A 24,917-nucleotide genomic window follows, 5' to 3' on the forward strand; every position below is an offset into this window, starting at 1 on the left:
TCTCAGCTTATTTAGTTTCGTTGACTTTTTTTGAGAATTCAGCGGATACGGCTGATTTTTCAACTTTGATTTTAAAACCTCTGTCCAATTCTAGGATGACAGTGTCTCCTTCAATGCTGCTCACTTTAGCGTGAATTCCACCGATGGTTACTACTTGATCTCCTTTTTTAATGGAATCGATAAAGTTTTTGGCGTCTTTTTGCTTTTTCTGCTGTGGTCTGATCATGAAGAAATACATGATCAAAATGATGCCGCCAAAAAGAAATATCTGTCCATAAATGCCGCTTCCTCCGGCACCTTGCGCTTGTAATAATATTGTACTTATCATGATTACTTTTTCACCGGGCCAACGGTTTTGCTGGCTGTGGTATTTGTATTAACGGTTCCTTTTAATTTTAATCTGGTCACACTTGGAGAAGTGTTGGCTGTGATGGTTACTGTAGGGCTTTGGGCTCCTGCTTTTCCAGCAGAGTTAAAGCTTACTTTTACATGACCTTCTTCTCCTGGCTTGATAGGTTCCTTGGTCCAGTCTGGAGTGGTACATCCACAAGAGGCCTGGATATTGGAAATGACCAGTGGTGATTTGCCGTCATTTTTGAACTTGAATATGTGTTCTACGACTTTTCCCTGGTTGATGGTGCCGAAGTCATATTCCATTTCATCAAACTTAAAGCTGCCTAAGGTAGAAGGATCGATTTTGGCTACGCTTTGCACATTGCTGGGCTTTGCCATGGCGCTATTTTGATCTTCTTCCAGTTTGGCAATTTTTTGTTCTAGTTCTGCTATTTTCTCTTTGTTTTTTGTTTCACAACTTGATACAAAAAGAGAACCTGCAAGGAAGATTGCAGGCAAGAATAAATATTTCATACTGGATAAACGCTTAGTTTTTTTCTTTATTGATTTGGTCAATGAGCTTATTCACATCACTAAGTAGGTTTTCAGCTTTGTCCTTAGCTTCTGAGATTACTTTTTTACCTTCAGACTTGGCTTCATTTATCGGAAGGTCTTTGCCTTCCATAAGGTCTTTGATTATATCCTCAAGTTCTGCTTTGTATTTTGATAATTGGTAAGAAAGTTTGTCTCTAGTGTTATTTCCTGAGTCAGGTGCAAATAAAACCCCCAATGCAGCACCTACGCCCGCACCGAGTACAAAAGCTAAAATAGAATTACTTTGTTTGCTCATAATAAAATAATATTTACTTGTTATCTAAAAGGCCACGTCCACTTTTACGGATTTTTCCTTGATCGGTTAGCTCCTTCGCCAAAACATCCAATAACCCGTTTACAAACTGCTTGCTTTTTGGGGTACTGTAAGTTTTAGAAATATCAATATACTCATTGATCGTCACTTTCACAGGGATACTTGGGAAAAACGACATCTCTGTGATAGCCATTGAGATAATGATTTTATCCGTCGAGGCAACTCGCTCAATGTCCCAGTTTTTGGTTTTTTCCGCAATTAACGCTCTGTTTTCCTCGTCATTTTCGATAGTCAAGTTAAAGATATTTTGGAAAAATTCCTTATCCTCTTCCCAGTTTATAGCGATCTCTGGAAGGGCGTATTCTTCACCTTCTTCACCTTCGTCAATGTTTTTCAGGACCTTAATGGCCAAACTTCGCACTACCGCTTTGTTTTCAGTCCAGTTCAGGTCTTTTTCAGAGAAATAACTAAGTATAGCTTCTGTTTTGAAAATGATTTTTTTTATGAGGTCCTGGAGAATATCCAAGTCGTCTTCCTTAGAAGGTTCACTAAGTTTGATATATTCTTGATATTTGTCCCACGGTTTGACATATTCTCTAAACCACTCTTGAATCTCCAATTCCAGCTCTTCAACATCTGCCTGTTGACGGATTGTTTCGCTGGTAAAAGCAGGGTCGTTTTTAAGGAAGTCAAGGATTTTGTTTTCTGCCAAATTGAGCTCTCCGGAAAAGGCAGAAACGTGTTCTTGGTTTAGTTTTCTTTTTCGCTCGTATTCATTTTTGACATGATTGCTAAAACCGATAAGGATTTGAATCACATTAAGGTACAGCTGAGGGATGTTTTCGGCCGCACTCACCATATTTTTCCTGAGGAATTCAAGGTCTTTTTGGTTGTTATGGTGGTACAGGTTGACGGCTTTGATGGCTTCAGACTTGATTTTTGTGCCATGTTCACCAGAAGCAATCAGTGATTTGTTGTTCAGGTTTTCGGAAAAAAGAGCAATAGTAGTTTCAGCATCTTTTTTTAGCTGCGGTTTATCTTGAACCTCCATGCTGTTTAGGTCTGGCATAAATGCTTCCCTTACATAATCTTTGGCTAAATTTAGATTAGATGCCTTGCATTGCTCGTAAGCATATAGGTTTTGGAAGGCCTTAACTCTAAGTATTCTTCTGTTTAACATTACCTGAATATAAAGAACGTAAATTGATGATTAAGACTAAGCTAGGGGCTATGAAATACCTCCGCGCTTATCTCAGGCAAAGGTAGAAAATAAAAAGACCAAATGCACGGAATTTATCATTCATTGCATTTGGTCTTAATGAAAACGTATTGAGTAAAGCTTAGTAGGTTGATTTTACCTTACTAATGCTTTGGATTCTGTTCCATGCCATTTCGATGGCTGCTTGCTGAGATGGGATTTGCTCTTTCTCTGACTTGTTTAAGATAGCATAACAAGTGTCATAGATTTTCTCAGCTTGCTGATAAGCTAGTTCCCTGTTGTATCCGCCTAAGTATTCAGCGTACACGTTGATTAATCCACCAGCGTTGATCAGGAAATCAGGCGCATAAACGATCCCTCTATCCAAAAGAATCTGACCATGTTTTTCTTCGTTTTCAAGCTGGTTATTTGCTGCACCAGAGATTACTTGACATTTTAGTCTGCTCAAAGTATCGTCATTTACTGTGGCACCAAGAGCACAAGGAGCGTAGATGTCCATATCTACATCATAGATTTCATCAGGTGCTACCACTATAGCTCCGGTATTTTGGGCTACATCCTTCAATCTGTCTTCAAAGATATCAGTAATGTAAACTTTGGCTCCCTCTTTTACCAAATGATCGATAAGGTGTCTTCCAACCTGACCGATTCCTTGAACAGCGATTTTCTTTCCGTTCAATGAGTCAGTTCCATAGGCTTTTTTAGTAGCTGCTTTCATGCCTAAATAGGCACCATAAGCAGTTACAGGAGAAGGGTCTCCACCACCACCTTTGATTTCAGGAAGTCCGGTTACATGAGAAGTCTCCATGGCGATATACTCCATGTCGCTCGTCTTCATGTTGACATCTTCAGCAGTAATGTATTTTCCGCCCAAGCTTTGAACAAACTTACCAAATCTTCTAAGGAAAGCTTCGTTTTTAAGTTTTGGGTCGCCAATAATCACCGCTTTACCGCCTCCCAAGTTAAGTCCTGTAATGGCTGCTTTGAAGGTCATGCCTCTGGAAAGTCTCAATACGTCGGTAATGGCTTCCTGCTCGGAAGTGTAATTCCACATCCTGGTACCGCCCAATGCCGGGCCCAAAACAGTGTTGTGGATACCGATGATTGCTTTTAGACCCGTGGCTTCATCATAGCAGATGACCAATTGTTCGTGTCCCAAAGAAGTGATTTGTCCATATATGGATGCTTCTTTGATTTTTTCCTCCGTTTTAACCTCTATCATATGAACTTTGATGTTTAGATTATGTTATATTTGGGTATATCTTTAGGTTTGGGGAAGTATTTAGAATTTAATACTCTTTTAGTCCCCTGTAAAGCTACATAAAAGATTATTGTAAAACAAAACAAGGTATTTTAAAGTTTTTATTTCGTGAGCTCACTCTGGAGACTGAATAAGTATTTGTATAAATATAAGGGATATCTCCTTTTAGGAATTCTCTTTACGATCATTTCCAACATTTTTGTGATGATTCCAGCACAGCTGGTGAGAATTGCTATCGATTACGTGGTGGAAAGCTTTAGCTTCTATCAAATGTTTGAGCAAGGCGGCGGGGCTGAAGACATCCGAAGTGCTTTCCTGGATTTTATTTTTGTATTTGGAGCCCTTATTCTGGCTATGGCTTTTTTAAGAGGTTTTTTCCTTTTCCTGATCAGACAGACCATAATTGTCATGTCAAGGTTGATAGAGTATGATCTTAAAAATGAGATTTTCGAGCACTATCAAAAGTTACCGCTAAGTTTCTATAGGAAAAACAGTACAGGTGATCTGATGGCAAGGATTACTGAGGATGTGAGCAGGGTAAGAATGTATTTTGGACCTGCATTGATGTATGGGATTAACTTGATAGTGCTATTCCCTTTGGTGATTGGCTATATGTTGACGGTAAATGTGCCTTTGACGATTTACTCTTTACTGCCTTTGCCAGTTCTGTCCATTAGTATTTATGTGGTAAACAATATGATCAATGAGCGCTCAGAAAAGATTCAGCGGAGTCTGTCTGGGCTGAGTACTTTTGTTCAAGAGTCTTTTTCCGGTATTCGGGTTTTAAAGGCTTTTGTGAGGGAAGAAGATAGTAGCCAAAATTTTGAAACGGTCAGTGAGGAGTACAAAGATAAATCTATCAGCCTTACCAAGGTTCAATCTTTGTTTTTTCCACTTATCATGGGCTTGATTGGTGTGAGTACCATCATTACAGTATATGTGGGAGGAAATCAGGTTATAGAAGGAGCAATAGGTTATGGGGTGATCGCCGAGTTTATTTTATATGTGAATATGCTTACTTGGCCGGTAACTTCATTGGGTTGGGTAACCAGTATCATCCAAAGGGCTGCAGCTTCACAGACTAGAATCAACGAGTTTTTGGATGAGGAAAATCATATTCAAAGTGAAGAGCACCTTACCTTAGAGGTAGAAGGTGCCATTTCTTTTAATCATTTGTCTTTTGTATATCCAGATTCAGGGATTCAAGCGATCAAGGATATTAGTTTCAGTATTGCACCTGGAGAATCTCTCGCCATTATTGGGACTACAGGTTCAGGAAAGTCCACTTTGGCGAATTTGTTAATGCGCATGTATGATAGTACTTCTGGGGATATTTTGATCGATGGAAAAAACATTAAAGCTTATGATATTTCTCACCTGAGAAAGAATATAGGTTACGTTCCACAAGATGTCTTTCTTTTTAGTGATACCATTACCAATAATATTGGTTTTGGTTTGGATAAAATACCGCAAGAGGTGGTAGAGCAAGCAGCCAAAGATGCAGATGTTTATCAAAATATTATAGACTTCCCCAAAGGCTTTAACACCAAACTTGGGGAAAGAGGGATTACATTGAGTGGTGGACAAAAGCAAAGAGTGTCCATTGCCAGGGCGATCGCTAAGGATCCAGCAATTTTATTACTGGATGATTGCCTTTCTGCCGTGGATACCAAAACTGAAAATGTAATTCTCAATGCCCTAAAAGGGATAATGGAAGGAAGGACCTCCATCATTATTTCTCACAGGGTTTCATCGGCGAAACTGGCTGATAAAATCATCGTTTTGGATGATGGACATTTGGTGGAAGAAGGTTCTCATGAAGTCCTAATGGCACAAAAAGGTGTTTATGCTGAACTTTATGAAAAGCAGACATCAGGGGAAGCAATGGAAGAATAAGTTACCAGTTGGTGTTGTAATCAGGCCTTTGGCGACTGTCTTTTATTTTTCCTCCTCCAAATTGGATACCTAGCCCTATGCTAAAAAAGTTGCTGATGTCACTGCCAGTGATGTGGTAAGTGGCGTTCATTCTGAATTTTCCCGACACAACACCAATTCTGGGAGCAAAACCAAAATTGACCGCGTTGCTTTGTCTGTTGATGATGGTGCCATCATCAGAGTCAACGATCTCGTAATCACTTCTTCGGTACATTCCTGTGGTCAATCCTACAAAAGGCCGGGTGTTTTCTCTTCCAAATTGATATTCAGAAGTGAAAGAAAGGTTACTAATGGCTTGGGCCTTAAAAATGGCTTCTTGATGATTGAATAGTGACTCTCCTTCTCCTAGTATATTGCTGGCAAGCTGTATCCCAAGATGAATATGATCATTTATACCGTATCTTGGTTCTACAAAAAAGCCTCCACCAGTAGTTAATTCAGATGTGGTAGGAAAAGTTAAATTGATTCCCACATCTACCTTAAATGGTTTATAAACTTTTTCAACTCCAACTTTCTGCGCATAAAGCAGTGTGAATGTCGAAAAGAGGCAAATCGATAGGAGTATGAGTTTTTTCATCTATGATTAATATCAAATGAAACCATTTATATAGGGTTGAATCAATTGAGAATTGGTGTAACTCGCTTTTGATCAGTCCGAAATATAATGTATTATCTTCAGAGTGATGTAAATCTCTTGTCAATTTTTTAGAATAATGATATTTCGAGTTAAAAGTATGATCACAAAAAAAAGTGTCCGATCACCGTCGGACACTTTTCTGTTTTTAGCTATTTGATTTATATGTTTAGCTTCCGCACATTTCACAATCGTCCGGATTGTCCAATGAACATGCAATTGCATCTTGATTGTGGGATTTGGACTGATCAGCATTTGGCTGTGTTGGTTGTGGTGTGCTATTCAAGTTTGACTTGTCCACAGTGAACTGGATGGCACTAGTGGCAGCTTTGGATCTCAAATAATACATTCCGGTCTTAAGTCCTTTTTTCCAAGCATAGAAGTGCATGGATGTCAATTTGCCGAAGTTAGGTTCTTGCATGAAGACGTTCATGCTTTGAGACTGACAAATGTAAGCACCTCGATCAGCAGCCATATTGATGACCACTTTTTGAGAGATTTCCCAAACTGTTTTATAAAGGTCTTTGATGTTTTGAGGAACTTCAGGCATTGCTTGGACAGAGCCATTAGCGGCAATGAGTCGGTTCTTCATATTATCATTCCATAAGCCTAATCTGATCAAATCTTTCATCAGGTGTTTGTTGACCACAACGAATTCACCTGAAAGTGTTCTTCTGGTGTAAATGTTTGAAGTGTATGGCTCAAAGCACTCATTGTTTCCAAGGATTTGAGAAGTGGAAGCTGTAGGCATTGGTGCAACCAAAAGAGAGTTTCTTACACCGTATTTGGCTACTCTTGCTTTTAGGTCGTCCCAGTTCCATCTGCCGGATTTAGGCGTTACTCCCCAAAGGTCAAATTGGAATTTGCCTTCAGAAACAGGAGAACCTTCATAGGTTTCGTAAGTGCCATGTACTTTTGCCAGTTCCATAGAAGTTTCCATGGCTGCGAAGTAAATGGTCTCGAATATATCTTCGTTTAAGCCTTGGGCTTCTTCAGAGTCAAAAGGCATTCTCAACATGATGAAGGCATCGGCAAGTCCTTGAACACCGATTCCAATTGGACGGTGTCTGAAGTTGGATCTTCTTGCTTCTTCTACTGGGTAGTAATTGATATCAATTACCTTGTTAAGGTTCTTGGTGGCCACCTTGGTGATTTCGTAGAGCTTTTGGTGGTCAAAAGACTTTTTGCCCTGGCTATCTGTTTTGATAAATTTAGGCAATGCGATAGAGGCCAAGTTACAAACCGCTACTTCATCAGGAGAAGTGTACTCCATGATTTCTGTACACAGGTTGGAAGACTTGATGGTTCCCAAGTTCTTTTGGTTTGACTTGCTATTGGCAGCATCCTTATATAACATGTAAGGTGTACCTGTTTCTATTTGAGATTCCAAAACCTCAAACCAAAGTTCTTGCGCTTTTACAGTTTCTCTGGCGCGGCCTTCTTTCTCGTATTTTTCGTAAAGTTTTTCAAATTCTTCCCCGTAGCATTCAGATAGTCCAGGAGCTTCGTTTGGACAGAACAAAGACCATTCTTCGTTTGCCTCAACTCTCTTCATGAAAAGGTCAGATATCCAAAGTGCGTAGAAAAGGTCACGGGCTCTCATCTCTTCTTTACCGTGGTTTTTCTTCAATTCCAAGAAATCCTTGATATCCGCATGCCATGGTTCCAAGTAAATCGCAAAGCTTCCTTTTCTCTTACCACCACCTTGGTCAACATAACGTGCTGTCATGTCGAAGTTTCTCAGCATCGGAACGATACCGTTGGATACACCGTTTGTGCCACGGATGTAAGAGCCTTTTGCCCTGACATTATGAATAGCAAGACCAATACCTCCAGCAGACTGGGAGATCTTGGCACATTGTTTCAAGGTGTCATAAATTCCATCGATACTATCGTCTTTCATGCTTAGCAAGAAGCAAGAGGATAATTGAGGTTTTGGTGTACCGGCATTAAAGAGTGTAGGTGTAGCATGTGTAAACCATTTCTCTGAAAGCAAGGTGTAAGTTTCAATTGCTGCATCAATATCTTCCTTATGGATACCGATGGCCACTCTCATCAACATGTGCTGAGGTCTTTCTACAACCTTATCGTCCAGTTTGATCAGGTAACTTTTCTCTAAAGTCTTATAACCGAAGAAATCGTAGTTGAAGTCCCTGCTGTAATCAATTACTTCATCCAATCTAGCGGCATATTTTTTAACAATCCCATAAACGTCAGGAGCGATTAAAGCCGCGTTTTCACCGGTTTTAGGGTTGACATAGGTATACAGTCTTTTCATGGTATTAGAAAAAGACTGACTAGTGGTTTTGTGCAGGTTGGAGATGGCAATCCTCGCTGCTAGAATTGCATATTCAGGGTGCTTCACTGTAAGGGAAGCACAGACCTCTGCAGCAAGGTTGTCAAGCTCAGAAGTGGTAACTCCGTCATAAAGTCCATCGATCACCTTTTTGGCGACTTCAATCGGCTGAATGTAGCGGGAGTCCAATCCGTCACAAAGGTTTTCTATTCTTGTGGTAATTTTATCGAATCTAACTGATTCTCTTCTACCGTCTCTTTTAATTACTAACATGCTAACTTGGGGATTTAGGGAGTGAAAAAAGAATTAAAAGTCCTCTTCTATGGAAAACTTAGAAGAATCAGAAGCGTCTTTACCTTTCATGACACCTGCCTTCTGATAATCACCAACACGCTTCTCGAAGAAATTGGTTTTTCCTTGAAGGGAAATCATGTCCATAAAATCAAACGGATTGGTGCTGTTCCAAACCTTTTCACAGCCCAACTCTACCAATAGCCTGTCGGCCACAAACTCGATATATTGACACATCAAATCCGCATTCATTCCTATCAACCTTACTGGAAGGGCATCAGTAACGAATTCCTTTTCTATAGCTACAGCATCTTGAATAATTTCAGATACAGTTTCTTTAGGAAGGGGATTGTTGATGTGGTTAGTGTATAAATGACATGCAAAGTCGCAATGCAATCCTTCGTCTCTTGAGATCAACTCATTGGAGAAGGTAAGACCCGGCATCAAGCCTCTTTTCTTTAGCCAGAAGATAGAACAGAAGGATCCAGAGAAGAAAATTCCTTCCACTGCTGCAAATGCAATCAAGCGCTCTTGGAAATTCCCTTTGTCAATCCACCTTAAAGCCCATTCTGCTTTCTTCTTTACGCAGTCCAAGTGTTCGATTGCATTGAACAAACGGTCTCTTTCACCAGCATCCTTGATATAGGTATCGATAAGCAAGCTGTAAGTTTCAGAATGGATGTTTTCCATGGCAATTTGGAAGCCATAGAAGAACTTTGCTTCTGTATATTGTACTTCAGCGACAAAGTGTTCGGCCAGGTTTTCGTTTACTATGCCATCACTTGCAGCAAAGAAGGCTAAGACATGTGAAATAAAATGACGTTCATCTGCAGTCATGTTTTTCCAGTCTTTTGGATCCTGGCTAAGATCAATTTCTTCAGCTGTCCAGAAACTTGCTTCAGCTTTTTTGTAAAAATCCCAAATGTCGTCGTGCTGGATTGGGAACAATACAAATCTACTACTATCTCCTTGTGCTAATATGGGTTCCGGTTTTTGCATCACAATAAGTCAGTTATATTTATCTAAGTTTTTTATCCTTATAAGTAGTTGGCTTACACAATTTTCACTTTCATTGCTATAAATGTCCTGAAAAAAGACATTTTTTCGTAGAGCCTTACAACAAATATGACCAAGAATTTTTAAAAATAAAACCTCGATCATGGTGTAGTGTTTTAGTTTTTGACTTTTAGTCAAATTAGTTATAAATTATTAAAATTCAATGAAGTATATATGTTAATTTAAAGTTAACATTCTATTAAAACGCTTCAAAATGGGCTGTAGGACTACTTCAAAAAAAAATAAAAAAAAATTGACCAACTAAAATTTAATCAAAAACTGACTTTGGGTCAAATTTTACTGTCTGGTATAATTTACTGCTATTCAGTTGATTGAGTTGTTTTTGACTCCGTAATAAAACAACTGACTGATTTTCAAATCCTAAAAATAAGCAAGAAATATTAAGAGAATTTTAAGAAAAAGATATCGTTTGATTCTCTTGTAAGTTGGTGAAAATTTATGTAGACCCACAAGTTTTGGGATCATGACGGTCTTAATATAAAAGAGTGATATGAATGTTTGCTGTTTATGGTGATTTGAGCATTATTTCTAATGCCTATTGAATCAATAAGTATTAATGAAATAAAAGGAAATCAGCAAATTGGAAAGATTTTAATGGAGACAACTGAAATAGTAAATGGATATTCCAAAATAAATGATTTCAATGATGACATTCCTGAGCAGTGGACTAGATTCATCTTTTATTTTGCTTAATTTTGTGTCAGTTATTGATTGAGCTATAGCTATGATAAGCAGTTGCTAGTGAAGGTTTTTTATAAAAAACTAGGTCATGTTTTTTACTTATGGAAAACATCCGTATATTTGCACCTCAATTTTGATAAAAAGTTCTTAGTATGTACGCAATAGTTAACATAGCAGGAAAGCAGTTCAAAGTAACTAAAGATCAATTTGTCTATGCACCAAAGTTGCAAGGCGATGTTGACGCTTCCGTTGAATTCGATGAGGTATTGTTGGCAGATGACAACGGTACAGTATCGGTAGGTGCCCCTACATTGGCTGGCGCCAAGGTGACAGGAAAAATTCTTGATCATGTAAAAGGTGACAAAGTAATCGTCTTCAAAAAGAAAAGAAGAAAAGGTTACAAAAAGAAAAACGGTCACAGACAAGAATTCACTAAATTACTTATTGAAAACATTACACTATAAGGTTGTCTTAGGATAGCCCTAAAACATTAAAAGTTATGGCTCACAAGAAAGGTGTCGGTAGTTCTAAAAACGGTAGAGAATCTCATAGTAAACGACTTGGCGTGAAGAAATTCGGTGGCGAGTCTGTAATTGCTGGAAATATCATCGTTAGACAAAGAGGAACCAAGCATCACGCTGGAGTAAATGTAAAAGTGGGTAAAGACCACACACTATTTGCTGTAGCTGATGGTAAAGTAGAATTTAAGAAAAAGCACGATGGTAAATCTTATGTAAGCGTTATTCCTGCAGAAGCATAAGATTTTATTAGCGAAAAGCATTAGAATATAAGCTACTCCTGAAAAGGGGTAGCTTTTTTTGTTTATCACCTGAAATGATACATTTTTTGTTGAATACGTGCGGCTCTTACTGTAAAGTAATTGAATTGATAATTTAATCACATTTATTTTTTAAGGTCAATTTACGAGGTTATCTCACTTATGTGTTTTTTGATGACAAAAAGGTACCGAATCATTGCATCTGTTTTTTTATTTATATTTTCAAGTGAATTATACCAGTGTTCAGGGCTTTTTATTTTATCTATTTATGATCTATATTATTCCTGCTTTAAAGTTTATTTTTAATGAGAACGATCTTTCCAGCGGCGATAATCCAACATACAACCGAGTATTACCAAAGTACTATTTCTGTCAAGTCTAAAGTGATCTACATTAGTTTATTGCTTGGCATTATAGCTATTTTGGCAAGCCTCCCTTTCATCTTTGTAGATGTGTCTGTAAGTGCAAGGGGCAGGTTCCAAACTTCATTGGGAAGGAATGAAATTTATGCGCCAGTCTCTGGGAGGGTTTCTGCTTTGGCTATTGTCGAAAATGGCTCGGTTAATAAAGGTGATGTTTTGGCAGAGATCAAATCAGACCAAGTAGATTTGGAAATTGATGGGCTGGATAATCGAAGGACGATGGTTCAGAGTTTTATTGCTGATTTGCGCAAGCTCATGAAACTAACACCGTATAGCGTGGATGAATTTTTAGGGAGAAGCCTGAATTCAAAATATTATCAAGCGGCCTTTTTTGAATATGTATCAGAGATACAGCAATTGCAAACTGTATTGGAAAAGGAGAAGAGGGATGTCAAACGTTCAAAAGTGCTTTATGACAGTAAGGCCATTTCAGCCTCCCAATATGAAGAAGTAAGGGCCAAATTTGAACAGGCTCTCTCAGATCTGGACATCTACCAAAGTAAAAAGATGTCCGCGTGGGAGCAAGAGCTAAGTGATTATCAAAATGAGTGGGAGCAGCTGGTCAATGATAAGAAACTGCTTAGAGATAGGCTCCATCAGTATAAGATTGTGGCTGGCGTGTCTGGGACTATCATCAATTTTGAGAATATCAAAACTGGAGATTTTGTGTTTGCAAACCAAAAAATAGCCGAAATATCTCCTGACAGCACTTTAAAGGCTGTTGCTTTTTTGCCTCCTTCTGATATTGCTTTCGTCAAGCCGGGACAGAAGGTATATTTTCAAGTGGATGCCTATGATTATAATCAATGGGGATTGTTGGAAGGAAAAGTGGAGCAAGTGTCAAAGGATATCAATATGATCAGCGAGGACCAAGTGGCTTTTCGGGTTATTTGCAATATCGAAGAGGAAGCATTGTATTTGAAAAGCGGAGTGAAAGGTGATATGAAACGGGGGATGACATTCAATGGTCGTTTTTTGGTAACTGAAAGAAGTTTGTATCAGCTATTGTATGATAAAGTGGACGATTGGTTGAACCCTTCTATGTAGCGCGTTAACACGAGTTGAATGAATATTAAAATCAAACAGCGAGATATCACAGATTGTGGAGCAGCTTGCCTTGCTTCCGTAGCGAGGCATTATAGGTTAAAAATGCCCATTTCGAAAATCCGGCAGTTGGCCTCTACAGATCAAAAGGGGACTAATGTGCTGGGCTTAATAGATGCTGCTGAAAAATTAGGTTTTTCTGCGAAAGGAGTAAGGGGGAGCTTTGAGAGTTTGTCTCAAGTTCCTAGGCCAGCTATTGCGCATGTGATCATCAATAAAGTGTTACATCATTTTATGGTGATCTATGGTATTAATAGAAAATATGTAAAGGTAATGGATCCTGCGGATGGACAAATGAGAAAGGTTCCTCATGAGGAATTCAAAGCCATTTGGTCTGGTGTGTTGGTAATCCTGATGCCCAATGAAGAATTCAAGTCTTTGAATGAGACTGTCCCAGTCCGAAGAAGATTTTGGTATTTGATCAGTCCGCATAAGAGTGTCATGCTTCAGGCCGTAATTGGAGCCGGAGTTTACACAGTATTAGGCCTTTCTACTTCCATTTATGTACAGAAGATAGTGGACCATGTTTTTGTGAGCAGGAATACCAACTTGCTCAACCTCATGAGTGTGGTCATGATTCTTTTGCTCCTGTTCCAGATTTTTATCGGAGTTTACAAAACTGTATTTGTTTTAAAAACAGGACAAAGAATTGATGCTAGGCTTATTTTAGGATATTATAAACATCTATTGACATTGCCACAGCGGTTTTTTGATGCCATGCGGGTTGGTGAGATTATTTCCAGGATCAATGATGCAGTTAAAATCCGGGCATTTATCAATGATGTTTCCATTAATTTGATCGTAAACATTTTTGTGGTGGTATTTTCCTTTGCATTTATGTTTACATTTTTCTGGAAGTTGGCTTTGATCATGACAATGATAGTTCCTTTGTACATTGTCATTTATGTGATCACTAACTATTTGAACAAAAGAGTGGAAAGAAGGTTAATGGAAAGCTCTGCTGAACTGGAATCCCAATTGGTAGAATCAATCAATTCAATTGGGACCATAAAGCAGTTTGGGGCGGAGGATCATGCCAATATCAAAACAGAAACCAAGTTTATTTCCATGTTGGGATCTGTTTACCGTTCAGGCATGAACAATGTGTTTTCTAACAATTCCTCAGAATTTATTTCTAAATTATTCACCATAATCTTACTGTGGGTTGGTGCAGGGTATGTGTTGAAAAATGAAATCACTCCCGGAGAGCTTTTGTCCTTTTACGCTTTGGTAGGTTACTTGACTGGCCCAATTACTGGCTTGATTGGGATGAACAAAACGATACAGAATGCAGTGATTGCAGCGGATAGGCTTTTTGAGATAATGGATTTGGAGATTGAAGAAAAAGGAGAGAAGTTTTCGATAGACAGGGAAGCTTTAGGAGATATTGTGTTCCAAAACGTGGTTTTTAGATATGGCTCAAGGGCCAAAGTCTTTGATGGGCTTAATCTTCATATTCCAAAAGGAAAGATTACTGGAATAGTTGGTGAGAGTGGATCGGGTAAGTCGACTTTGATAGCATTGCTTCAGCACCTTTACCCTGTGCAATCTGGGCAAATTAAGATAGGTAATCACGATATAAGTTTCTTGGATCATGCAAGTCTAAGAAAATTTGTCACAGTAGTCCCTCAGAGAATCGATCTGTTTGCAGGAAATTTGGTGGAGAACATTGCGCTTGGGGATTACAAACCTGATATGCAAAAAATTGTAGCCATTTGTCATGAATTGGGGATGATGGAGTTTATCGAGGGGCTTCCCAATGGTTTTGGCACTTATGTAGGGGAGAATGGCGCCTCTCTTTCTGGGGGGCAAAAACAAAGAGTGGCTATTGCCAGGGCACTTTATAGAGATCCTGAGATCATCATCATGGATGAAGCTACTTCTTCTCTCGATCCAAAGGCTGAAAATTATGTGCAGCAAGTAATAAGGTCTTTAGCAAACAAAGGAAAAACAGTAGTGTTTATCACACACCGATTAGCTGCGGTTAAAGAATTTGATAAGATATTGGTTTTGGATGAAGGAAAACTGGTGGAACAAGGTTCCCACGATGTTTTGCTCACCCAAAAAGGTACCTATATGGATATGGTGAAAAAGCAAACTTTTGAATTGGGGTAAATAAAAGGCTGGGTTATGAACTTTATAAAACATATTGAGCGTATTCAGCTCATCAATAAACTGGTAAAAGAAGGGAAGACAGGGAGTCCGGAAGATTTGTCCAATAGATTGGGGATTAGTAGAAGGCAATTATACAATCATTTGGAAAGCCTGAAGGATATGGGGCTTGAAGTAGCATTTTCCAGAAAGATCAATAGTTTTTATTATGTAGAAGATAAACATTTGGAAATGACCTTTAGTTTAAAGGTGATAGGCCCGGAAGAAGCAGAAAATATTTATGGTGGCGTATTTCTTCCTTTGTTTGATGATTTGATGGTAGGATTGGATTGGGGAAGAATGTGGTAAGTCAAAATAAAACAATTTTAATTTTTTGAAATAAACAATGATTACGAAAAGTGCTCTGTGTAAACCGCAGGGCCTTTTTTTAGTGTTTTTCACCTTTTTCAAATCACTGATTACTAAAAATAAATAATTTTTTTTTGGTGCTTTTTTCTTCCGTGCATGTTTTGTGCACGCTCATGCCCTACTTTAGAACCATGGTTAGTGATCAATAACACACTTGATGTCATTAAGGACTTTTAAAATGGAAGTAATTAAGTGAAAAGTTGATAGACCAAAATAACATTTTTAACCAAACTTGACAGACTATGGAGCTTAACAAAAAGAGTATTGACCTAAAAGAATTTGGTGTAGAAGAATTAGAAAAAACTGAGCTAGAACAGACCAATGGAGGATTGTCCTTGAGTCTGGGAGGGCCTATATCATTAGGAGGTGTGATCATGCTTCCGCTAGACTTAGGATTCTTGAGTTTAGGTACTAACCTTGGGTTAGACTTGAAACTGTAAATATCCTTAAAGAATATTTTTTAGTATTTACTATGTTGGTGATTTTTTAATTCTCGTGTTGATTAACGTCAGAAGGGATACATGTGTGGTGTATCCCTTTCTTTTTTTATATTGTTTTCATTTTCTTGTTATTACAGATTCGTAAAGATTTAAGTATTCCATAATTTGCTTGTTTAAGCATTAAAAAATACTTTTAATGGAATTTTTATCATTCATTATTAAAGTAGTTGACATAAAAATTGTTTCCATTTCGGAGTATTGAACCCTAAAATTTTAAAAATCAAATATGAAAAAAGTTTCATTTTTGATGCTCTTGGCTTGTATAGTGACCTCGCCAATCATCGCTCAAAATAGTATTGACTTCAAGGAATTTTCCTTGGACAATGGATTGCATGTTATCATGCACAAAGACAACACCACACCGATTGTAGTGACTTCCGTATTGTATCATGTTGGCTCCAAAAATGAGGATCCTAGCAGAACTGGGTTTGCACACTTTTTTGAGCATCTTCTTTTTGAAGGAAGTGAGAACATTGGTAGAGGAGAATACATGAAGAAAATTCAGTCGGAAGGAGGTACATTAAATGCCTATACCAGTAACGATCTTACCTATTACTATGAGACGCTTCCTTCCAATAAGTTGGAGATGGCCCTTTATATGGAAAGTGAAAGAATGCTTCATGCCAAAATTGATGAAACTGGAGTGGAAACACAAAGAGAGGTGGTAAAAGAGGAAAAGCGTCAGCGTTATGACAACCAACCTTATGGCACCATCTTGCCAGAGACACTAAAAAGAGCTTATTCGAAGCATCCATATCAATGGGCACCAATTGGTTCATTGGATCATTTGAACGAAGCTTCCTTGGCTGAATTCATGAAATTCTACAAAGATTTCTACGTGCCAAATAATGCGACATTGACCATTGCTGGTGATATCGATTATGACCAAACGGAAGAATGGGTGAAGATGTATTTCTCTGAAATTCCAAAGGGAAATGATGACATTTACAGGCCAAATATAGAGGAGCCCAAGAAACAAGAAGAGATCAGGGATGTTATTTATGACAATATCCAGATTCCTGCGGTGATTCAGGCTTATAATTTACCTCCTAAAAATGATGCTGATTCTTACGCAATGGACATGCTTTCGACCTACCTAACTGGTGGTAAATCATCCTTAATGACCAAAGAATTGGTAGATAAGCAGCAGAAGGCACTTGCAGTAGCAGCGATTCCCCTTGAGTTGGAGGATGGTGGTATTTTTATCATGTATGGTATCACGAATATGGGGGTAAAAGCAGATGAGTTAGAAACTGAAATTGATGTTTTGATCAAACAGGTTCAGGAGGAAGGGGTTTCCGAGCAGGATTTTGCGAAGCTTCAGAATATCATTGAAAATGATCTAGTGAGCAAAAACTCAACTATGGCTGGCATAGCGGAGAATTTGTCACAATCGTATGTGTTTTATGGTAGTACCGACCATATCAATGATGAATTGGCAAAATACAGGGAAGTGAGCAGAGAAGATTTGCAAAAAGTGGCCAACAAGTACCTGACTTTGGATGGAAGAGTGGTGCTTTATTATTTGCCAAAATCTGAACAGCCACAAGAATAGTTTTTACTACAAGATTGACACAACTTATGAAAAAGATAGTATTATATATATGCCTTTGCATGGTGATATCAAGTTTGAGCTATGCGCAAGTGGACAGAAGTAAATATCCAGAGCCAGGTCCTGCCCCCAAAATCGAGTTGAAGGACCCTGCTACTTTTACATTGAAAAATGGATTGAAAGTGTTTGTAGTGGAGAATCATAAATTACCGAGAGTAGCTTTTTCTTTAGTGATAGACAGGGATCCGCTTTTAGAAAAGGACAAAGCAGGGATGACTGGCTTTGTTGGAGAAATGCTAATGGCCGGAACGACAAATCGTACAAAGGACCAGCTGGATGAAGAAGTTGACTTTATAGGAGCGTCTTTAAGTGCTGGCTCTACTTCCATTTTTGCCTCTTCATTGAAAAAGCATCAGGGGAGAGTTTTGGATTTGATGTCTGATGTGCTTTATAACCCTGCTTTTCCTGAGGCTGAATTGGATAAATTGAAAAAACAGGCGATTACTGGTTTGGCGGCATCCAAGGATGATCCCAATGCTATTTCTGGGAGGTTGACTTCGGCATTAGACTTTGGGAAAGATCATCCGTATGGGGAAACGGAATCAGAAGAAACCTTGGAAAATGTTAGTGTTGAAGATATTAGGTCCTATTATCAAACTTATTATAAACCTAATATCGCATACTTGGCTATTGTGGGTGACATTGATAAGGCTGAAGCTAAGAAAGTAGTAGAGCAGTATTTTAGTAAGTGGGAAAAAGGTGAAGTACCTGAAATGAAATATGATACTCCAACCCCTCCAAGTGAAAACAAGGTGGCTTTGGTGGATCGTTCTGCTTCCGTTCAATCCGTTATTGATATTACTTATCCTTTAGAAATGAGACTTTCTAGTGAAGACTATCTCAATACCAGGGTATTGAACTATATCTTAGGAGGCGGGTCTTCATCAAGATTATTCATGAATTTGCGAGAGGATAAAGGATATACCTATGGAGCTTATTCATCTATCGGTGCTGATAAATTGATTACTAGTTTCTCGGCAGGAGCATCTGTAAGAACAGAGGTGACTGATTCAGCCATTGTTGAGTTGGTATATGAGATTAATAGAATTGTAGATGAAGGTGTCACAGCTGAAGAGTTGGAATCGGCCAAAGCCAATTTAAGCGGGAGATTTGGGAGGTCATTAGAAAGCCCATCTACTTTGGCTAGTTTTGCCATGGACATAGATAGGTACAATTTACCTTCTGACTTTTATAAGACGTATTTGCAACGATTGAGCGCATTGACTGTGGAAGATATTAATACTGCAGCAAAGAAATATATTAAGCCAGATCATATGTACATTACGGTGGTAGGCAATGGCTCTGAAATTAAGGATAAATTGGATCAGTTTGGCCCAGTGAGCTTGTACGATAACCAAGGGAATCCTGCAAAAGAAATTGAAATGACTGATGCAGATATTACTGCAGATAAGGTTATCGATAATTACATAGCGGCTATTGGAGGAGAAGAAGCAGTGAATGCGCTAGAGACAGCAAAAGTTATGATGAAGGCAGAGGTTCAGGGACAAGTGATTGAAATGACCATGCTCTATGATGATCCCGGTATGAGGTTCAATCAGAAAGTGTCCATGATGGGAAATACGGTGTCCAATACAACCTTATCTGATGGAAAGGGATCTGTCGTAGCAATGGGGCAAACCCAAGAATTAACTGATGAGCAGTATGAAGAAGCTAAGATGAATATGTTTATTATCCCTGAGGCTCATTATGAAGAATTGATGTATACGTTGACCTTGGATGGTATCAAAGACGTTGATGGAGAAAATGCTTACAAAGTCATTGTATCCAATCCTACTGGTTCAAAAAGTGTAAATTACTATAGTGTAGAAACCGGGTTAAAGGTGAAAAGTGAAAATGAAAAAACCGGGGAGTTAACTTATTCTGATTATGAAGATCACAATGGCGTGAAATATGCTATGAAGATGGTGATGAAGTCCCCTATGATTCCAGTTCCCCTAAATACAACTGTAGAATCTTTGGAGATTAATCCAGAGTTAACAGATGCAGATTTTAAATAAAAATATATGAAAAAAGCAGTGATTGCATTGGCTGGAATGCTAATGCTGGGAAATGTTGATGCAAAAGCCATTGATCCAGTAAAGGAGAATTCAGAATCACTTGTTCAAGAGGCGAGTGTCAAAGAAGTGGTGGATAAATACATCAAAGCATCAGGAGGTCTTGATAAGATCAAAGGGATTAAGAATATGGAGTTGGTTATGGAGACTGAAATCCAAGGCATGAAATTGATAATCAAGTCTGTGACTGATCAGGAAAATAACCGGTTACTTAATCTTACAGAGATGAATGGAAACCAAGTAGCCAAAACGGTGATCAAGGATAGCAAAGGTAAGATGATCAGTATGGGCCAGGAAAAAGAGCTTACAGAAGATCAGTTAAACTCTATGAGAAGCCAGACTTTTGTTTTTCCAGAATTGTTTTATGAAGAATTGGGTTATACAGTTACCTACGGAGGCCTACAAGAAGTGGAAGGTGTTTCAGCTCATAAATTGATCCTTAAAGATGCCAATGGGATGCAAACCAATGATTTTTATGATGCGGAGAGTGGTCTTAAAATCATGACAGAATCTGATGTCGCGGGTAAGATAAATTTTAAGGATTATAAAGAGATGGATGGTATTACTGTCCCTACCAAAATGATCATCTCCAATGCCATGATGCCGATGCCCATGGAAGCAACGGTCACTTCTATAGTTTTTAATCAAGAACTTGATGATAGCTTATTTGAATAAATTATCTTTTCAAACAAAAAAAGGATGCCCCCATCAGGGAGCATCCTTTTTTCATAATCAGAATTTTTAAATTACCAATTTGGATGATTTTTCATCCAGTGATCTAAGGAGAACTTACCTGACCCATAGATCAAAAACACAATCAGTAAAACCAATACGATAAGGGAAATTTCAAACTCTAGATTGTTGGCCGCAGATAGGAACCCTTGGTTAATGTTTACAAAGAAAACTGCCCCAAGCAAAATAGGAATTTGGAATATAATCGCAAAACGGGTCAAGAGACCAAAAGCAATCAGGAATCCTCCAACCAAATGAGCAAAAGCTACATAATGTGCGAGTGCTAAGTTGAAGAATTGAAGGTCATTGTTGCTCATCAATTGCATCAAGGCATCTGTATTGGCGATAAATATGATGCCTTTGTAAAGGATAAACAGCCCTAAAGCTACACGAACGAAATCGATCCATTTAGGATGGTGGGTATCTGCCCACAGTTCAATTTTTGAAATAGTTTCCATGCTATCTTGGGTGTTTGGTTTCCTTCAATATACGAATTTTATCAATGCATTGTATTGGTTTCCATTTGATTATGAAAATGTGTATTTCCTGTAGTGCAAAAAAAAAGGGCTACAAAACTGCAGCCCTTTGGTAATGGAATTAAGACATCCATATTGTCCTTTTACGGTTACTTTCCCTGGGGATTAATTTGTATTCTGGATAGTAATTTCCTCCAGACGTTTCTATTTGAAAAGTTAAGATTCTCCCGAATCTGTTTATTTTGAACATAAGGTTTTCCCCTTTGGTGATGGATTCAAGGTCAAAAGGTTGTTCATTGATTTCAAGGATAATATCACCAATCATCAACTGTTGAAAAGCAGCTGAATGAGGGTGAACTTTAATGATTGTTCCATCTTCTTGAGTTTTTACTCCCCAGTTTGATGTCAATAGGTTAGCATTATTTACTGTCTCAAGGCTTATGTTTAGACTTTCAAGTTGATCGATTAATAAAGGTAGAATATCTTCGGTTCCTAAGATGTATTGTTTAAAAAATGTGTTTACTTTTTCTTCATCTTCATAGAGCAATATGATGGTGTTTTTATAATCTTCTAAGGTATAGCCAGTGGATGTTTTTCCGAATTTCTTCCACATTTCTTTCATGACTTGGTGGAGAGAGATTCCTTTATCAATGAGCTGTAGGTCCAGACACATTGAAATCAAGGCTCCTCGGTTGTAGATACTGACTTTTTTTTCTGGAATGCCTTGTTTATAGCCATCAAGCCATAAATCAAAACTTGATTCTTTTATCGATTGATTTGTCCAGCCCAAAGAGTGAAATTCTCTTTCCAGTTGCTTTTCCATATTTGTTAGGAAATCTTCAAGGCTGAAGTATCCTGACTTTAACAAAAATAGATCTCCCATGTAGGTGGTCACTCCTTCAGCAACAACTCCAGTATCTATGTATGCTTCTTGGGAAAAATCATAAGGCAGGAGTTCTTTAGGCCTAATACGGCAGACATTCCAAAAATGATAGAGTTCATGTGAACTTACTCCCATAAACTCATCCATGTTTTCTTTTTGAGCCAGTGTATTTGCTGGACCAAAAGTAATCACAGTGGAAAACTGATGCTCTACACCATGGTAATGCTTATAAGGTAATAGTTGATAGAGAAAGTGGTAATCTCTAGCAGGAAAATCTCCATATGCGTCCAACTGCTTTTGGGTAAAAGCTTTGAATTTGTTGATAAGTTCAGGCACATCAAAGTGAATTTCTCCCTGAAACCATAGGTGAAAGTTGATGTCTTCCAACTGATAACTATAATGCTGAATGTTGCTGGAAGCAATTAGTGGACTGTCTACCAGATGCTGGAAGTTTTCAGCAGCAAAAGTGTTTTTGTTGATTTTTGGTAACGCTGTAGCTGTACGGTATTCGGCAGGAAGTTTCAGTTCAATGGAAACAGATTCGTCTTCTCTTCCCTTAAGTTCAAAGCAGAAATTGATGAAGTTTAGATAAAGTTGTTCGTCATCTGACCAACTTCCGCCAGCGTCCATTTGGGAAGCGTGATATTCATATTTGACAGTATATTTACCTGCCTTTGGTGCTGAAAATGTCCAAAGGTCTTTGGTTATTTTTTTCCAATCTATTTTTTGATCATTACTCAAAATGGAGAAACGCCTGATTTTTTGGGCATAATTGGTAATTTCATACCTTCCCGGGCGCCAAGACGGGAGTTGAAGTCTCACTGTTTCTGCTGCGTTACATTTTAGCGTAAGCTGAATTTGGATAAATTGATCGGCTGGATTGTTTCTATATATAAGGTATTCCATTTACATTTGTGCTTTACAATAAACAAAAGTAACCCACTGGTTTGTAAATAAAAAAAACGTAACTATCTTTGCATTCCTTTTCGGGGTTCAACTGAAAGGGAAGTCAAAGAAAAGCAATAAAAATTAAAACATAGATCAGTAAGGGTCTTGGGAAGTAACCTTTAAGGTTTCTTTTTAAAACCAACTGATAGAAAATTTAAAGATCATGAAAAGAACGTTCCAACCTTCTCGCAGAAAAAGAAGAAATAAGCACGGTTTTAGAGAAAGAATGGCTACGCCTAACGGAAGAAGGGTGGTTAAAGCTAGAAGAGCTAAGGGTAGACATAAATTGACAGTGTCTTCAGAGAAAACGCTTAAGAAGTAATTTTCATTTCTTTGTTTTGATGCCTTATTGCTATGGACTATAGGCTTCCTAAGAATGAAAGATTACATTCTAAAAAGTTAATAAAGGAACTTTTTGATAAAGGTTCCTCTTTTTTTTTATATCCCTTCAAGGTATTATATCTTAGCTTGGAGGATGATTCCGAAACTAATCAAGTACTTTTTTCTGTTTCTAAAAGAAAAATCAAGAAAGCAGTAGGTAGGAATTATATCAAAAGAAGGATGCGAGAGGCATACCGCTTGAATAAATCACTGCTTTTGGATGGTGAAAACAAGAAAAAATTAATAGCTTTCGTTTATGTTTCATCTGAGCGAGAAAGCTTTCAAGCTATTGAGCCAAAGATGAAGAAAATATTAAAGCGTCTTGCGGCCCCGCGAGAAAAGAACTCAAAGCGTGATGAAGAATAGAAACAAAATTATAGCCCTTTTATTAGTTATTGTAGTAGGTGGAGGCATGCTATTTTCCTTTAAGGGAAAAAATGATAAACTTTTTTTGATCGCTAAAAACCTGGATATTTTTGCTTCACTGATAAGGGAGCTCGATACTTATTATGTTGATGAGATAGATCCAGAGGAATTGGTGACTGTGGGAATCAATGCCATGTTGCAGGAGCTTGATCCGTACACCAATTACATTCCGGAAGAAGAATCTGATGATTTTCGTACGATGACCACTGGTGAATATGGTGGGATTGGTGCGCTTATCGGAAATAGGATAGGGAAGAATATGGTCCTGATGCCGTACAAGGGATTTCCTGCACAAAGTGCTGGGTTAAGAATTGGAGATGAATTGCTTTGGGTAGATTCTGTGGATGTAGTTGACTTGGCTACATCGGAAATATCAAAAAAGCTTAAAGGACCTGCTAATACTCCAGTAGAGGTGATTGTAAAAAGAAATCAAGATACTTTGACCTTTGAGCTTACTCGAAAGAAAATTGTTATTACTAATGTTCCTTATTACGGAATGGTGAATGACAAGGTAGGGTATATCAAGTTGACGGATTTTACAACTAATGCCGGTGACGATGTAAGGAAGGCTTTGGTGGAGCTGAAAGAACTGGGGGCCGAAAAGTTGATATTGGATTTGAGGGATAATCCAGGAGGGATACTTAAGGAAGCTGTTGATATCGTTAACCTCTTTATTCCAAAAGGGAAGGAAGTGGTCAGTACTATTGGGAAGCTGGATAATGTGAACGCTGTTTATAAAACTAATCGATCACCTGTTGATAAGGATATTCCCTTGGCAGTTTTGGTAAACGAAAGATCGGCTTCTGCCTCAGAGATTGTTGCAGGTGCATTACAGGATTATGATCGAGCAGTGTTGATTGGAAGAAATACTTTTGGAAAAGGTTTAGTGCAAAGTACGATTCCACTTTCCTACAATTCACAGGTCAAGGTTACAACAGCCAAGTATTACATTCCTAGTGGAAGATGTATTCAGGAAATTGATTACAGTAAAAAGGATGAAGATGGTAATGCAACAACAGTGGCTGATTCTTTGAGAAGGGAATTTAAAACAAAAAATGGAAGAACAGTTTGGGATGGAGCTGGCGTAAGACCAGATGAGAAAGTAGAGTCAAAGACCTATGCTCCGATTACATATAGTCTTGTAGCCAGGAGCTTAGTATTTGAGTTTGTGAATGATTATTTTTATAAGCATGATAGTATTTCAAGTCCTAGGGATTTTAAAGTGACCGATGAACTTTATGATGAATTTACTACTTGGTTGGAAGGAAGAGAATATGATTACATTACTAGAGTTGAAAAAACAATCGAAGATTTAGAGAATTATGCTAAAGAAGAAAAATACTTTGAAGATATCCAAAGTGAAATTGATTCTTTGAAGAAAAGCGTGAGTCATAATAAAGAACAGGATCTAGTAACTTTTAGGGATGAGATCAAAGAAGCGATCAAGGATGAAGTGGTTTCCCGA

The 24,917-nt window shown here is 38.1% G+C and carries 23 protein-coding genes (1 of these 23 cut by a window edge); 13 read left to right on the forward strand and 10 right to left on the reverse strand.

Going from position 1 to position 24,917, the window contains the following annotated elements; all coding sequences use genetic code 11:
• Nucleotides 1-7 precede the first annotated feature (7 nt).
• The 5 genes from yajC to JL001_RS08780 all read right to left on the reverse strand — a co-directional run bounded on the left by yajC (nt 8) and on the right by JL001_RS08780 (nt 3,642).
• The gene (yajC, locus tag JL001_RS08760) at nt 8-328 is read right to left on the reverse strand and encodes a preprotein translocase subunit YajC (protein WP_200975736.1); all 321 of its coding nucleotides are present in this window, start codon (nt 326-328) and stop codon (nt 8-10) included.
• Nucleotides 329-330: 2 nt separating this feature from the next.
• Nucleotides 331-867, reverse strand: coding sequence for a DUF1573 domain-containing protein (locus JL001_RS08765; protein ID WP_200975737.1), 537 nt, complete (start codon nt 865-867; stop codon nt 331-333).
• A gap of 13 nt (nt 868-880) precedes the next feature.
• Nucleotides 881-1,183 carry a YtxH domain-containing protein gene (locus tag JL001_RS08770; protein WP_200975738.1) on the reverse strand — a complete coding sequence of 101 codons (303 nt, stop codon included), beginning with the start codon at nt 1,181-1,183 and terminating at the stop codon, nt 881-883.
• Nucleotides 1,184-1,196: 13 nt separating this feature from the next.
• Nucleotides 1,197-2,381, reverse strand: a complete 1,185-nt coding sequence (gene nusB / locus JL001_RS08775; RefSeq protein ID WP_200975739.1) for a transcription antitermination factor NusB — start codon at nt 2,379-2,381, stop codon at nt 1,197-1,199.
• A 160-nt stretch (nt 2,382-2,541) separates the two neighbouring features.
• A complete protein-coding gene (locus JL001_RS08780) occupies nt 2,542-3,642 on the reverse strand; it encodes a Glu/Leu/Phe/Val dehydrogenase (RefSeq protein ID WP_200975740.1) in 1,101 nt (366 codons plus the stop codon).
• A gap of 147 nt (nt 3,643-3,789) precedes the next feature.
• Between JL001_RS08780 and JL001_RS08785 the strand changes: the two genes are divergently transcribed.
• Nucleotides 3,790-5,577 (forward strand): ABC transporter ATP-binding protein, encoded by a 1,788-nt coding sequence (locus JL001_RS08785; RefSeq protein ID WP_200975741.1) that lies wholly within the window; start codon nt 3,790-3,792, stop codon nt 5,575-5,577.
• A gap of 1 nt (nt 5,578) precedes the next feature.
• On the opposite strand, the gene JL001_RS08790 is transcribed toward JL001_RS08785, so the two are convergent.
• The 3 genes from JL001_RS08790 to JL001_RS08800 all read right to left on the reverse strand — a co-directional run bounded on the left by JL001_RS08790 (nt 5,579) and on the right by JL001_RS08800 (nt 9,836).
• Nucleotides 5,579-6,193: a hypothetical protein gene (locus JL001_RS08790; RefSeq protein ID WP_236252756.1), complete on the reverse strand. Its 615-nt coding sequence runs from the start codon at nt 6,191-6,193 to the stop codon at nt 5,579-5,581.
• Between the two features lie 226 nt (nt 6,194-6,419).
• On the reverse strand, nt 6,420-8,819 hold the full coding sequence (locus JL001_RS08795) for a ribonucleoside-diphosphate reductase subunit alpha (protein WP_200975742.1): 2,400 nt from the start codon (nt 8,817-8,819) through the stop codon (nt 6,420-6,422).
• 33 nt (nt 8,820-8,852) lie between these two features.
• On the reverse strand, nt 8,853-9,836 hold the full coding sequence (locus tag JL001_RS08800; RefSeq protein ID WP_200975743.1) for a ribonucleotide-diphosphate reductase subunit beta: 984 nt from the start codon (nt 9,834-9,836) through the stop codon (nt 8,853-8,855).
• A gap of 911 nt (nt 9,837-10,747) precedes the next feature.
• Between JL001_RS08800 and rplU the strand changes: the two genes are divergently transcribed.
• The 9 genes from rplU to JL001_RS08845 all read left to right on the forward strand — a co-directional run bounded on the left by rplU (nt 10,748) and on the right by JL001_RS08845 (nt 20,281).
• Entirely contained in the window at nt 10,748-11,059 is a 312-nt protein-coding gene (gene rplU / locus JL001_RS08805; RefSeq protein ID WP_192010770.1) for a 50S ribosomal protein L21, read from the forward strand.
• A gap of 35 nt (nt 11,060-11,094) precedes the next feature.
• Nucleotides 11,095-11,355, forward strand: coding sequence for a 50S ribosomal protein L27 (gene rpmA, locus JL001_RS08810; RefSeq protein ID WP_192010771.1), 261 nt, complete (start codon nt 11,095-11,097; stop codon nt 11,353-11,355).
• A 323-nt stretch (nt 11,356-11,678) separates the two neighbouring features.
• On the forward strand, nt 11,679-12,842 hold the full coding sequence (locus JL001_RS08815; RefSeq protein WP_200975744.1) for an HlyD family secretion protein: 1,164 nt from the start codon (nt 11,679-11,681) through the stop codon (nt 12,840-12,842).
• Between the two features lie 18 nt (nt 12,843-12,860).
• Nucleotides 12,861-15,014 (forward strand): peptidase domain-containing ABC transporter, encoded by a 2,154-nt coding sequence (locus JL001_RS08820; protein WP_200975745.1) that lies wholly within the window; start codon nt 12,861-12,863, stop codon nt 15,012-15,014.
• A 15-nt stretch (nt 15,015-15,029) separates the two neighbouring features.
• Nucleotides 15,030-15,359, forward strand: coding sequence for an HTH domain-containing protein (locus tag JL001_RS08825; RefSeq protein ID WP_192010774.1), 330 nt, complete (start codon nt 15,030-15,032; stop codon nt 15,357-15,359).
• Between the two features lie 302 nt (nt 15,360-15,661).
• Nucleotides 15,662-15,859, forward strand: coding sequence for a hypothetical protein (locus JL001_RS08830; protein ID WP_200975746.1), 198 nt, complete (start codon nt 15,662-15,664; stop codon nt 15,857-15,859).
• A gap of 286 nt (nt 15,860-16,145) precedes the next feature.
• Nucleotides 16,146-17,474, forward strand: coding sequence for a pitrilysin family protein (locus JL001_RS08835; protein ID WP_200975747.1), 1,329 nt, complete (start codon nt 16,146-16,148; stop codon nt 17,472-17,474).
• Nucleotides 17,475-17,500: 26 nt separating this feature from the next.
• Complete coding sequence (locus tag JL001_RS08840; protein ID WP_200975748.1) at nt 17,501-19,549, forward strand: insulinase family protein; 2,049 nt, start codon at nt 17,501-17,503, stop codon at nt 19,547-19,549.
• Between the two features lie 6 nt (nt 19,550-19,555).
• On the forward strand, nt 19,556-20,281 hold the full coding sequence (locus JL001_RS08845) for an outer membrane lipoprotein-sorting protein (protein ID WP_236252757.1): 726 nt from the start codon (nt 19,556-19,558) through the stop codon (nt 20,279-20,281).
• A gap of 71 nt (nt 20,282-20,352) precedes the next feature.
• On the opposite strand, the gene JL001_RS08850 is transcribed toward JL001_RS08845, so the two are convergent.
• Nucleotides 20,353-20,796, reverse strand: a complete 444-nt coding sequence (locus tag JL001_RS08850; RefSeq protein ID WP_200975749.1) for a DoxX family protein — start codon at nt 20,794-20,796, stop codon at nt 20,353-20,355.
• Between the two features lie 139 nt (nt 20,797-20,935).
• Nucleotides 20,936-22,603, reverse strand: a complete 1,668-nt coding sequence (locus JL001_RS08855; RefSeq protein ID WP_200975750.1) for a M61 family metallopeptidase — start codon at nt 22,601-22,603, stop codon at nt 20,936-20,938.
• Nucleotides 22,604-22,808: 205 nt separating this feature from the next.
• Here JL001_RS08855 and rpmH point away from each other — a divergent pair, with 205 nt between their 5' ends.
• The 3 genes in view from rpmH to JL001_RS08870 are tightly spaced (at most 32 nt apart) and all read left to right on the forward strand, a layout consistent with a single transcriptional unit that may run on beyond the window.
• Nucleotides 22,809-22,967, forward strand: a complete 159-nt coding sequence (gene rpmH / locus JL001_RS08860; protein WP_192010781.1) for a 50S ribosomal protein L34 — start codon at nt 22,809-22,811, stop codon at nt 22,965-22,967.
• 32 nt (nt 22,968-22,999) lie between these two features.
• Entirely contained in the window at nt 23,000-23,392 is a 393-nt protein-coding gene (gene rnpA, locus JL001_RS08865; protein ID WP_200975751.1) for a ribonuclease P protein component, read from the forward strand.
• Nucleotides 23,382-24,917, forward strand: partial view of a S41 family peptidase gene (locus JL001_RS08870; RefSeq protein WP_200975752.1) — the 5' portion only. 129 nt of this gene lie beyond the right edge of the window; the window shows 1,536 of its 1,665 coding nt (coding positions 1-1,536); its start codon is at nt 23,382-23,384; its stop codon lies beyond the right edge, outside the window. Before rnpA ends, JL001_RS08870 begins: the two co-directional genes overlap by 11 nt.

This window comes from Echinicola sp. 20G (assembly GCF_015533855.1).
In the GTDB taxonomy this organism is placed as follows: domain Bacteria; phylum Bacteroidota; class Bacteroidia; order Cytophagales; family Cyclobacteriaceae; genus Echinicola.